The organism is Mycobacterium sp. 663a-19 (assembly GCF_035616495.1).
GTDB lineage: Bacteria > Actinomycetota > Actinomycetes > Mycobacteriales > Mycobacteriaceae > Mycobacterium.
Map to the genome: position 1 here is coordinate 200,148 of NZ_JAPJAV010000009.1, position 11,212 is coordinate 211,359.

Below are 11,212 nucleotides of genomic sequence, written 5' to 3' on the forward strand. Positions count from 1 at the left end.
TCAGGAAATGTTCGGGTCGAAGGTCACCAGCACGTAGGTCCCCAGCGCCAGGGTGAATCCCATCGACAGCAGCAGCAGGCTGTTCAGCCAGAACCGGGTGCCGTCCTTGCGGCTGTAGTCGTCGATGATGGTGCGCAGGCCGTTGCCGCCGTGCAGCTGCGCCAGCCACAACAGCGTCAGGTCCCAAAATTGCCAGAAGGGCGACGCCCAGCGCTGCGCCACATAGTTGAAGTCGATGCGGTACACGCCGTCGTCCCACATCAGCATCACGAACAGGTGCCCGACGACCAGGAAGATCAGCACCACGCCGGAGAACCGCATGAACAGCCACGCGAACTTCTCGAAGTTGGGGATGCCGGCGCGACGGCGGGGCGAGCGCGGGTTGTCCAGGCTGGCCGGGCGGTAGCTCATCGGAACTGCTCCCACATGTGGATGCCCATCGCCACCGCGACCGGAACCATGAGCAGCAGGTAGACGACGCCGACGATCCACAGCATCAGCCGCTGGTGGCGCGGGCCCTGCGACCAGAAGTCGATCAGGATGACCCGGACCCCGTTCAGCGCGTGAAACAGCACCGCGGCGACCAGGCCGAACTCCATCAGGCCCACGATCGGCGTCTTGTAGGTCGCGACCACCTCGTTGTAGGTCTGCGGACTCACCCGGACCAGGGTGGTGTCCAACACGTGGACGAACAGAAAGAAGAAGATCGTCGCGCCGGTGATGCGGTGCAGCACCCACGACCACATGCCGGGATCCCCCCGGTACAGCGTCCGCGGTGGCCGCCGCTTGCGCGAGGGCGCCGGTGTGGCCGGGTCCGCGGTTGTCGTCTGTGCACTCACTGAAGTTCCCACCGCCTTCGTGAACAAGCCGGGCAACCGAGCTTAGCCCGGCCGCGATGCGCCGTGGTAGGACGACGATCCGGCCACAGGCCCGTGTCGTGCCGGAGTTAGGGTGGCTGCAAAAGCCGGCCCAGGAAGCCAGCCCATCGGTGAGCGGGGGTTGCGGTATGGACGATGTCGACTGGAATGCGCTGCGGGACAGCGCGATTCAAGCGGCGACGGGAGCCTACGCGCCGTACTCGCGGTTCCCGGTGGGCGCGGCCGCGTTGGTGGACGACGGCCGCGTGGTCACCGGCTGCAATGTGGAGAACGTCTCATATGGCCTTGGTCTCTGCGCGGAGTGCGGTGTGGTGTGCGCCCTGCATTCGAGCGGTGGGGGGCGGCTGGTCGCGCTGGCGTGCGTGGACGGGCGGGGATCCCCGCTGATGCCGTGCGGGCGCTGCCGCCAGGTGCTGCTGGAGCACGGCGGGCCCGGGCTGCTGATCGATCACCCGGCCGGGCCGCGCCGCCTCGACGAGTTGCTGCCCGACGCGTTCGGCGCCGACCTGCCGCGGGAACGCCCTTGACCGACTTGGCATTCGACGCGCCGACGGTGATCAGGACCAAGCGCGACGGCGGCAGGCTGTCCGATGCGGCCATCGCGTGGGTGATCGACGCCTACACCGACGGCCGGGTCGGCGACGAACAGATGGCGGCGCTGCTGATGGCCATCGTGCTGCGCGGCATGGACCGCGGCGAGATCGCGGCGTGGACGGCGGCCATGCTGGCGTCGGGCGAGCGGCTGGACTTCGCCGACCTGCGCCGCGACGGACGGCGCCTGCCCACCGTGGACAAGCACTCCACCGGCGGGGTCGGGGACAAGATCACGCTGCCGTTGGTGCCCGTCGTCGCGGCCTGTGGTGCGGCGGTGCCCCAGGCGTCGGGCCGCGGGCTCGGGCACACCGGCGGCACCCTGGACAAGCTGGAATCCATCGCCGGGTTCACCGCCCGGCTGTCCAACCAGCGGGTCCGCGAACAGCTCGTCGACGTCGGCGCGGCGATCTTCGCCGCCGGCCAGCTGGCGCCCGCGGACGCCAAGCTGTACGCGCTGCGCGACATCACCGCGACCGTCGAGTCGCTGCCGCTGATCGCCAGCTCGGTGATGAGCAAGAAGCTGGCCGAGGGCGCGGCGGCGCTGGTGCTCGACGTGAAGGTGGGCTCGGGGGCGTTGCTGGCGTCGGAGGCCCAGTCCCGCGAGCTGGCGCACATCATGATCGAGCTGGGCGCCGCGCACGGGGTGCCGACGCGCGCGCTGCTGACGGACATGAACGCCCCGCTGGGCGCGGCCGTCGGCAACGCGCTGGAGGTGGCCGAGTCCCTGGCAGTGCTGGCCGGCGGCGGGCCGCCCGACGTGGTGGAGCTGACGCTGCGGCTGGCCGCCGAGATGCTCGAGCTCGCCGGGGTCGACGGCGCCGAACCCGCGCAGACGCTGCGCGACGGCACCGCGATGGACCGGTTTCGGCGGCTCGTCGCGGCCCAGGGCGGCGACTTGTCGATACCGTTGCCGATCGGTGCGCACTCCGAGACCGTGACCGCGCCCCGGGGCGGCACAATGGGCGATATCGACGCGATGGCAGTGGGGCTGACGGCATGGCGGCTCGGTGCGGGCAGGTCCCGCCCGGGCGAACGGGTGCAGTCCGGGGCCGGCGTCAAGATCCACCGCCGTCCCGGCGAGCCGGTGGCGGCCGGCGAGCCGTTGTTCACCCTCTACACCGACACCCCGGAACGCTTCGCCGCCGCGATGGCCGAGCTGGACGGCGGCTGGAGCGTCGGGGACACACCACCGGTGTCACGGCCGCTGATCATCGATCGGATCGGCGCGTGACCACACCCCTGGGTCTGGAGGAGATCAGGAAGGCGCCCAAGGCCCTGCTGCACGATCACCTCGACGGCGGGCTGCGCCCGTCGACCGTGCTGGACATCGCCGGCCAGATCGGCTACGACGGGCTGCCCGCCACCGACATCGACGAGCTGGCCACCTGGTTTCGCACCCGGTCGCACAGCGGCTCGCTGGAGCGCTACCTGGAGCCGTTTTCGCACACCGTGGCGGTGATGCAGACGGCCGAATCGCTGCACCGGGTGGCCTACGAGTGTGTCGAGGACCTGGCCGCCGATTCGGTGGTCTACGCCGAGGTGCGGTTCGCCCCCGAGTTGCACATCGACCGCGGCCTGTGGTTCGACGAGATCGTCGAAGCGGTGCTGGTGGGTTTCGCCGAGGGGGAGAAGGCCTGCGCCGCCGCGGGCCGGCCGATCGTGGTGCGCCTGTTGGTCACCGCCATGCGTCATGCCGCGGTATCCCGAGAGATCGCCGCGCTGGCGATCCGCTTCCGCGACAGGGGCGTGGTCGGATTCGACATTGCCGGCGCCGAGGCAGGTAACCCGCCGACGCGGCACCTGGATGCCTTCGAGTACATGCGAGACCACAACGCGCGCTTCACCATTCACGCCGGTGAAGCCTTCGGGTTGCCGTCCATCCACGAGGCGATCGCGTTCTGCGGCGCCGACCGGCTGGGCCACGGGGTGCGGATCGTCGACGACATCGACGTGATCGAGGGCGGGGGCGTCCGGCTGGGCCGGCTGGCATCGATATTGCGGGACAAGCGAATTCCGCTTGAGCTGTGCCCCAGCTCGAACGTGCAGACCGGCGCGGTCAAGAGCATCGCGGACCACCCGTTCGACCTGCTGGCCCGCACCCGGTTCCGGGTGACCGTCAACACCGACAACCGGCTGATGAGCGACACCTCGATGAGCCTCGAAATGCACCGGCTGGTCGAGGCTTTCGGCTACGGGTGGAGCGACCTCGAGCGCTTCACCATCAATGCGATGAAGTCGGCGTTCATCCCGTTCGACGAGCGGCTGGCCATCATCGACGAGGTGATCAAGCCGCGGTACGCGGTGTTGATCGGCTAGGGGCCGGCTACAGCCCGGGCAGGCAGATCGGGGCGCCGTAGCACGGGGGCGGACCCAGCGGCTGCCGGGGAGCGTTGCCCTCCCACACGAACTGGCCGACGTTGCCCATGCCCCCGACCGGGACCCAATACCAGTGGTGGCAGACGTTCATGTCCCAACGGACATCCGGCATCGGCAGCGGTTGGCCCGGGCACCAGTCGTGCGGGACGGTGAAGTTGTCCGCCTGGGCGGTGCCGGCGGCCAGCCACGAACCGCCCACCGCGAGGCCACCGCATAGCAGCGCGCCGACCAAGAGCTTCTTGACCTTGTCATTGTGTGACATTGCATTGCGCCTTTCCTCGACGCTGTGATGCTGACGATGAGTATTGCACCGGTGAGTGCATCAGGGTCGGTTCGCTACCGATCCCAAAAACGCGAGTTGGTGCAGCCTCGTTCAGGAAGAGCCGGTTTGACGGGCTGCCTCTTTGGCAAGCTGAACGCGCGACGTCAGACCCAGCTTGGTGTAGACGTGGGTGAGGTGGGTCTCGACGGTGCGTGGCGAGACGAAAAGCCTTGTGGCGATGTCCTTGTTGCCCAGGCCCTCACTGACGAGACGGACGACGTCGAGTTCGGCTGGGGTGAGCGCGGCCCAGCCGGTGGACGGGCGCTTGCGTTCGCCGCGGCCGCGTTGCGCGTAGGCGATTGCCTCGTCGGTGGACAGTGCGGCGCCCTCGGCCCAGGCTGCGTCGAAGTCGTTCTGGTCCATGGCACTTCGGAGGGCAGCGACCGACGCTTCGTAGTCGGCCTGGTAGATCTGGTACCGGACCTCGCCGGTGCGGTGCCGAAGGGCTTCCGCTGCGCCGAACAGCCGGGCCGCCTCCGCGTAGCTCTCGGCTTGCGCGGCCAACCGAGCCAGACACTCCAAGATGTCGGGCACGCATATTTGTTCCTCGCCATTCGCCGCCAACGCCAACGCGCTGTGCGCGTCACGCTCGGCGCCTTCCGCGTCATTCTCGGCGAGTGCCACGCGGGCGCGAGTGGTCAGGGCCCATGTCCGGTGAAATCCGGCGGTTGCCGACACGGCTTGGTCGGCCCATGACCGGGCCGCCACGAGATCGCCTGCGGCAAGCTCGGTTTGGGCCCGAAATTGCATGTTCGCCGTCGTAAACGCGACGTCCGGTATGCGGCTATAGCCCTGTGCGAAAGCATGGTTCGCGGCCGCAACCTCGCCGGCGGCTAAGTTTGCAATGCCCGACGCCAGATAGCCGAGTCCCTCCATCACCGAGCCGAGTTGGGCGGCGGACTCGATGGCCGCGTCGGCAGCCGCTCGCGCCTCGGCCGTCTTGCCCTGCCACGCGAGGATGGTGCTCTGGTTCAGGAACGCGTTGAACCTGCACAATGAGTCGCCGGCAGCATCGGCGTCAGCGATCAATTCCCGTAACCCTGCTTCGGCGCCTCGGAGGTCGCCCAGCACCGCGGCTGATCCGCCGACACCCCACACGCGACACAGACCGGCGGCGAATCGGTCACCGATCGCTTCAGAAAGTTCGCGTCCTTCTTCGGCGACCGCAAGCGAAGCTTTCGCATCGCCCGCCATGGCGGCCGCGTATGCCTGAAAGCCCAGCAACTGGCTGAGCCGCCATCTATCGTCCACGTCGCGTGCCAACTCGATGGCCTCGGCGAAGTACGCTGCCGCCTGTTCGGGGCTGAACGCCGCCGTGCCACAGCAGGCGGTGAGGGCGCGGACCAGGAGGGACGGGTCGTCTAGTTGGCGAGCGATGGCCAGGGCTTCGTTCGCCTGCTCCTGACGTTCCGGCACGCCGACCCAGCCGTCGAACAGCGCCGCGTCGGCCAGCGCCCGCGCCAGCACCTCCGGTGCCAGCTCGCGGTCGACGGTGTCCAGGTCGGACAGTGCCTCGTCGATCCAACTCAGCCCTCCGCGCAGGCGGCCCCGGGTGAGCCACAGCGGCTGCAGCGACGACGCGATCTGCAGTGCCAGCTCGACGTCGCAGTTCTCGAGGCTCCACGAGAACGCCGCGCGCAGGTTGTCGATCTCGGCCTCGATTTGCTCGACGCGCCGCTGGTGTCCGGTGCTCGCCGGTGCGTCGAGCTGGGCGGCCATCGCCGTGTAGTAATCGCGGTGACGCGTCCGCACGGCATCGGCCTCCCCGGACTCCCCGAGCTTTTCCAGGGCGTACTGGCGCACGGTCTCGAGTAGCCGGTACCGCATCCTGCCGCCCGTGCGCGACTGGTCAGAGGCGACCACCAGCGACTTGTCCACCAGCAGGGTGAGCTGGTCGAGGACCTGGTAGCGCTCCACCTCGGTGCCGCCGGCGACGGCACGCGCGGCGGCGAGGTCAAATCCACCCATGAACGGCGCAAGCCGGCGAAACAAGACCCGCTCGGGCTCCGTCAACAGCGCGTGCGACCAGTCCACCGAGGCGCGCAATGTCTGCTGTCGGCGCACCGCGGTGCGCCGCCCGCCGATCAACAATCTGAAGCGGTCGTTCAGGCTGTCCACGATCTCGTCGAGCGACAACGCCCGCACCCGCGCCGCGGCGAGTTCGATGGCCAGCGGCATGCCGTCGAGGCGACGGCAGATCTCCTTGACTGCGGGAAGGTCGTCATCGGTGATGGTGAAATCGGATCGCGCCCGGCGGGCCCGGTCTACGAACAGCTCGATGGCCTCGTCGTCCAACGACAAGGACGGCACCCGCCAAGTCGCCTCGCCGGCCACCCCGATCGGCTCCCGACTCGTCGCCAGCAGCCTCAGCCCCGGACAGGCGCTCAGCAGCGCGGTGGTCAGCTCGGCGATCGCGTCCACGAGGTGCTCACAGTTGTCCAGCAGCACCAACATCCGACGGCCGCCCACAAAGCGGATGAGCGTGTCCGTTGTCGACAGGCTGGACTGATCCGCCAGCCCGAGGGCACCCGCCATCGTGACCGGCACCAGTTCGGGGTCGGCGATGGGCGCAAGGTCGACGTACCACACCCCGTCGTCGACGTCGTCGGTCATTTGGCCCGCCACCTCGATGGCCAGCCGGGTCTTGCCGACACCACCGGCGCCGGTCAACGTGACCAGCCGGTCGGCGGCGAGGGTTTGCCGCACATCGTCGATCTCCGCGCCACGGCCGACGAAACTGGTGAGCTGCACCGGAAGATTTTGAGCAACAACGGTTTTCGACGTCCTTAGTGGCGGGAAGTCGTTGCGGATGTCCGGGTGGCAGAGCTGGACCACCCGTTCGGGACGGGCCACGCCGCGCAGTTCGTGCCTGCCGAGATCGGTCAGCCACGCATCGGCCGGGAGCGCGTCGACGACCAGATCCTCGGTGGTGCCCGAAAGCACCGTCTGGCCGCCGTGCGCGAGGTCGCGCAGCCGCGCGGTCCGGTTGATGGTCGGTCCGACGTAGTTGCCCTCGTCGCGCAGCTGCACCTCGCCGGTGTGCACACCGATGCGCAGCCGGATCGGGGCCAGCGGCGCGCGCTGCAGCTCCAACGCGCACGCGGTCGCGTCGGTCGCGCGGGCGAACGCGACCACGAAGCTGTCGCCCTCACCCTGCTCGACCGGCCGCACCCCGCCGTGGGCGGCGAGCAGGTCGGTCAGCGTCCGGTCCAAGCGCGCGAAGGCGGCCGTCATCTCCTCGGGCTGGGTCTCCCACAGCCGCGTCGAGCCCTCGACGTCGGCGAGCAGCAGCGTCACCGTCCCGGTTGGCAGCACGTCGCTCCAGTTCAACTCCGCGCGATCAGTTTCGGTCATGCTAGCCAGCATCTCGGGGCGGGACGCCGCAAACATCAGGGGAATCCCGTATGTCGAGCGTCCGCAGCGTGCGCGGGCCCGTTCACTCTGCGCTCAGGGCGGGGCCTACTCGAACTTTGTCGCCATAGCCGCAGAGTCAAACGCTCCTGGCATTTGCGAGTTCTCCCCGATGATCGGGCCCTGCCGAAATCCCATAGTCGAGTCATGACCACCCTTGCTGACAACCGCCCAAGTGTTTTCGAAGCCGATCTACCCGCAATCGACTACGCAAACGCTCGACACCCCGACGAGGCGCACGCGATCATCAGGCGGGCCCGAGACAAGGCGCCGATCGCGATGGGGCCGTACGGGCCCGAGTTGCTGACGTATGAGCTCGTGCACACCGCGCTGCGCGACCCGCGGTTCCGGGTGCCGCAGGGCATGTTCCTTGCCGCGCAAGGTATTACCAGCGGCCCGTTGTGGGACCGCATCGCCACCAACATCCTCAGCCTCGACGGCGACGAACACCGCCGGCTGCGCCGGTTGGTCAGCAAGGCTTTCACTCCCAAAGCGACCGCACGGCTGCGCACCACGGTCGTCGGCATCATCAACGGACTGGTTGACAACGTCAGCGCGAGCGGGCGCTGCGACGTGGTTACCGACATCGCCCGTCAGTACCCGATCCCGGTCATCTGCGCACTACTCGGCGCGCCAGCCGAGGACTGGGAACTGTTCTCCGGCTGGACCGACGACATCTTGAAGGCCTTCGGCTGGAACGCCGCCGAAGCGACGCCGGCGATCCTGACCGCATGGAAAGCGCTTGACGCCTACATCGACGACATGATCGCGCGCCGTCGCCATACCTTGACCGATGACCTGATCTCCGGATTGATCCGCGCCGAAGATGACGGCGATCGGCTCAGCCCCGACGAACTCCGGATGCTCGTCGCAGCACTGCTGATGGCCGGTACCGACACCACCCGCCTGCAATTGGGCGCCGCGGTCCATGTGCTGTGCGATCATCCCGACCAGTGGGCCCTGCTCGGCCGGCACCCAGAGCTGGCGGCCAAGGCCGTCGACGAGCTCATTCGGCATTCGCCGATGACGTTCGTGACGTTGCGCGCGGCCGTCGAGGATGTCGAACTCGCCGGCGTCGTAATCCCTGCCGGCACAATCGTCGTCGTCAACACCGGCGCGGCCAACCGCGATCCCGCCGTCTGCGACGACCCCGACCGCCTCGACATCACCCGCGAGGGCGCCCCGCCCGTGCAGACGTTCGGCGGCGGCATGCATTACTGCCTCGGCGCCAATCTCGCCCGCCTCGAGTTGGCTGAAGCGTTGGCGGTCCTGACGCGGCGCCTGCCCAATGCCCGACGCACCGGACCCGCACCGTGGAAGCCGGTGAACGCGCTCGGCGGACCCGTCACGCTACCCATCGAATTCGACTCCACCCGCTCGCCACTGACGTAACAGCCTGACGAAATCTATGTACGCAAGGGCGTGCCGGGAGTTCAATAAACGCATTCCGGTTGGAACCGGAAAATGGTGTCCGGTTGTCCGGACTGGGATGGAAGGAACGTCCCGATGAACTTCACTCGCGCGGTCACCCGAATGATGACCTCGGCGCTGCTGGCCGGCGGCATGGCGGTGGGACTGGCGGCAGCGGGTGCCGCCGACACCGACAAGGGCGGCGGCACGTGGTGCCCCGGGCAACCATTGCCGCAGGCGTACAACTTCAGAATCATTCCGGGTGGCGGCCTGTCCATGACCGGCCCGGTTCCCGACGCCGTCAACTGGGACATGTCGGTCTGCCACGACTGGTACCACAAGATGGTCGACAACGGCGACGGGACCAAGACCAACACAGTTGTCGAGGGCAGGCTGCTTCCGATGAATTGCGGCCTTTTCTGGTGTCCGGTGCCGCCCGGAACGCCGGCGCCTTAGGGCCCTGCCTTCAGGCCCGCTTCGTCAGCGTTAACTGCCGCCGATGATGGTCATAATGCTGACCGGCGTAGCGGTAAACATCCTCCAACGTCATGTAGTCGCGGAAGTACGGGTCCCAGTCGTCGGGATAGTGCATGCCACGCCTGAAGGCGTCCTCGGGTGCTCGATGTAGCGAGCGTTGCAGCGAACTGATCACGCGGTCTAGCTTGGCGGCCATCCGCTTTCGGTTGTAGATGCGAGCAGCGAAACGCGATCCGTAGAAGTTGATCCGTTCGAACGCGGGTGTGACCCGATTGAGCAGTCGCGCATAGCCGCGACTAACAGAATCCGGGAGCCGGTCAAACAAGCGCACCAGCAACAGGAGGCGTTGCACAACCATGTATCCGAACACCATGTGGAACAACAACTCCTCGTTGTTCCACATGGTGCCCTTGGTGGGTTTGGTCCAATCATCGTCATTGGCCGACTCAATGAGGTGATGGAAGTCGGTGCGCGCTCGGTCGAGGTCCGCGGCGATAGCTGCGCGATCGATTGGTTGTGGCATTACCTTGCCTCGGTGCGAGGTGGAGCGATCACCTCCATCATCCGCCAGCGCAGCGGAATGTTGTGGCGACAGCTGCCAGCCCCTCTGATTACGGCGTTCCCGAACACATGAACGGAAACCCGCACCATGGCTTCTGCGTCGCCTGCGGCGGCGGTGGATCAGGGCCGTCCCAAGTGGTGGGCCCAACATTTCCGTGCCCGTAGTAGACGCTCCACCACGTGTGGCAGACATTCGTGTCCCAATTAACCCCCGCTCCCGAAAATGGGCATCCCGGACCGGGCCCTTGGGGATGTCCTTGTTGCTGTCCCGGGCAGCATGTCCACGGCCCGAAGTACGGCTCGGCATGGGCGGTAGCGGCTCCCACCCCCAAAAGTGCCACGGCGACGCCGCCTGACAGCAGCGTTGCGCCGAGCATCTTCTTCACGGTGCGATAGTGCGACACGGCTTGGCCTCGATCCCTTTGCTTGACGATGCCTCGGCTCACGGCGACTCCGTCGTGTGGGTAATTGTCTGATCGAGACCCCTTACAGAGGGGCCGGTTTGCTACCGATCCCAACAAACCTCACCCCATGTCGATCCAGATAGTCAGGGCCGCGGTCATGACGGCGACAAGCGCGAGCAGAGCCGTATCTGTTGTGCGGAGGCGCGGCGTGTCGGACGCACCCATGCGTAACTCCCGGGCGATCAGGAACAGCGGAAACATCACACTAATGGCGATGAAGAATGACCCGACAACGTAAAGCCAGACGAAGCGCACGCTGTGCTTCGCGGCTTCAATGACCATCAGAATGACGACGCTAATACCCAACATCAAGGCGTCGGCCGCCACAAAACGCGAGGCCGACGTGGCCTTGGCATCGCGCCAAAAGGTGCCTAAGAAGTCGGCGGCGCTGTGGACGTACGGGCCACCGTTACGCCATGTCGCAATCAGCGCGGCGAGAGCGATCACACCATAGACGGCACACAGGATCTTGCGGGACCTTGGGACGGACGATGTTCCGTCGGCTTGGTTGGCTGTTGTCACGCCCTCACGCTAGAGCCAGTGAACGCGTTCGCGCGGGGAAGTCTTGCAAACGCCTTCGATCCGTTTCTCACCCGGACGAATTTCTTGATGCCCCAGCCTGTTTGGGCTTAGTTGGTGGTGGGTGGTGGTTGGGGTTGGAAGGGGTCGTACCACCACCAGTCGGCGCGTTCGCCGAGGGGCCCGGGGCATGGTGGCAC

General features: G+C 67.3%; 12 protein-coding genes. 5 read left to right on the forward strand and 7 right to left on the reverse strand.

Annotated elements, in window-relative coordinates; all coding sequences use genetic code 11:
* Complete coding sequence (locus OQ968_RS17725) at nt 1-411, reverse strand: succinate dehydrogenase hydrophobic membrane anchor subunit (protein ID WP_324680183.1); 411 nt, start codon at nt 409-411, stop codon at nt 1-3.
* Nucleotides 408-746, reverse strand: a complete 339-nt coding sequence (sdhC, locus tag OQ968_RS17730; protein ID WP_324680230.1) for a succinate dehydrogenase, cytochrome b556 subunit — start codon at nt 744-746, stop codon at nt 408-410. The genes OQ968_RS17725 and sdhC overlap by 4 nt, the downstream gene beginning before the upstream one ends.
* 260 nt (nt 747-1,006) lie before the next feature.
* On the opposite strand from sdhC, the gene OQ968_RS17735 reads away from it, so the two are divergent.
* The 3 genes from OQ968_RS17735 to OQ968_RS17745 are packed head-to-tail and all read left to right on the forward strand — an operon-like array spanning nt 1,007 to nt 3,788.
* Nucleotides 1,007-1,405 carry a cytidine deaminase gene (locus OQ968_RS17735; RefSeq protein ID WP_324680185.1) on the forward strand — a complete coding sequence of 133 codons (399 nt, stop codon included), beginning with the start codon at nt 1,007-1,009 and terminating at the stop codon, nt 1,403-1,405.
* Nucleotides 1,402-2,703: a thymidine phosphorylase gene (locus tag OQ968_RS17740; protein ID WP_324680187.1), complete on the forward strand. Its 1,302-nt coding sequence runs from the start codon at nt 1,402-1,404 to the stop codon at nt 2,701-2,703. Before OQ968_RS17735 ends, OQ968_RS17740 begins: the two co-directional genes overlap by 4 nt.
* The gene (locus tag OQ968_RS17745) at nt 2,700-3,788 is read left to right on the forward strand and encodes an adenosine deaminase (RefSeq protein ID WP_324680189.1); all 1,089 of its coding nucleotides are present in this window, start codon (nt 2,700-2,702) and stop codon (nt 3,786-3,788) included. The genes OQ968_RS17740 and OQ968_RS17745 overlap by 4 nt, the downstream gene beginning before the upstream one ends.
* A 7-nt stretch (nt 3,789-3,795) precedes the next feature.
* Here OQ968_RS17745 and OQ968_RS17750 read toward each other — a convergent pair whose 3' ends face one another.
* Both OQ968_RS17750 and OQ968_RS17755 read right to left on the reverse strand, forming a co-directional pair.
* Entirely contained in the window at nt 3,796-4,110 is a 315-nt protein-coding gene (locus tag OQ968_RS17750) for a hypothetical protein (RefSeq protein ID WP_324680191.1), read from the reverse strand.
* Nucleotides 4,111-4,221: 111 nt separating this feature from the next.
* Nucleotides 4,222-7,524 (reverse strand): LuxR C-terminal-related transcriptional regulator, encoded by a 3,303-nt coding sequence (locus OQ968_RS17755; RefSeq protein WP_324680193.1) that lies wholly within the window; start codon nt 7,522-7,524, stop codon nt 4,222-4,224.
* Nucleotides 7,525-7,728: 204 nt separating this feature from the next.
* On the opposite strand from OQ968_RS17755, the gene OQ968_RS17760 reads away from it, so the two are divergent.
* The gene (locus tag OQ968_RS17760) at nt 7,729-8,973 is read left to right on the forward strand and encodes a cytochrome P450 (RefSeq protein WP_324680195.1); all 1,245 of its coding nucleotides are present in this window, start codon (nt 7,729-7,731) and stop codon (nt 8,971-8,973) included.
* Nucleotides 8,974-9,087: 114 nt separating this feature from the next.
* On the forward strand, nt 9,088-9,447 hold the full coding sequence (locus OQ968_RS17765; protein WP_324680197.1) for a hypothetical protein: 360 nt from the start codon (nt 9,088-9,090) through the stop codon (nt 9,445-9,447).
* A gap of 10 nt (nt 9,448-9,457) precedes the next feature.
* Here the strand turns inward: OQ968_RS17765 and OQ968_RS17770 are convergent, their stop codons facing one another.
* From OQ968_RS17770 to OQ968_RS17780, 3 genes are all read right to left on the reverse strand, one after another.
* The gene (locus OQ968_RS17770; protein WP_324680198.1) at nt 9,458-9,991 is read right to left on the reverse strand and encodes a DinB family protein; all 534 of its coding nucleotides are present in this window, start codon (nt 9,989-9,991) and stop codon (nt 9,458-9,460) included.
* A gap of 562 nt (nt 9,992-10,553) precedes the next feature.
* Entirely contained in the window at nt 10,554-11,015 is a 462-nt protein-coding gene (locus tag OQ968_RS17775; protein WP_324680200.1) for a DUF2834 domain-containing protein, read from the reverse strand.
* 107 nt (nt 11,016-11,122) lie between these two features.
* Nucleotides 11,123-11,212, reverse strand: a 90-nt coding sequence (locus OQ968_RS17780; protein WP_324680232.1) for a hypothetical protein, incomplete at its 5' end; no start/stop codon positions are given.

Bases quoted from the DNA above. Each gene is read 5' to 3' on its own strand.
- OQ968_RS17725 (WP_324680183.1), bottom strand. From the start codon at position 411: ATGAGCTACCGCCCGGCCAGCCTGGACAACCCGCGCTCGCCCCGCCGT.
- OQ968_RS17765 (WP_324680197.1), top strand. From the start codon at position 9,088: ATGAACTTCACTCGCGCGGTCACCCGAATGATGACCTCGGCGCTGCTG.
- OQ968_RS17735 (WP_324680185.1), top strand. From the start codon at position 1,007: ATGGACGATGTCGACTGGAATGCGCTGCGGGACAGCGCGATTCAAGCG.
- OQ968_RS17760 (WP_324680195.1), top strand. From the start codon at position 7,729: ATGACCACCCTTGCTGACAACCGCCCAAGTGTTTTCGAAGCCGATCTA.
- sdhC (WP_324680230.1), bottom strand. From the start codon at position 746: ATGTGGTCGTGGGTGCTGCACCGCATCACCGGCGCGACGATCTTCTTC.
- OQ968_RS17750 (WP_324680191.1), bottom strand. From the start codon at position 4,110: ATGTCACACAATGACAAGGTCAAGAAGCTCTTGGTCGGCGCGCTGCTA.
- OQ968_RS17770 (WP_324680198.1), bottom strand. From the start codon at position 9,991: ATGCCACAACCAATCGATCGCGCAGCTATCGCCGCGGACCTCGACCGA.
- OQ968_RS17755 (WP_324680193.1), bottom strand. From the start codon at position 7,524: ATGACCGAAACTGATCGCGCGGAGTTGAACTGGAGCGACGTGCTGCCA.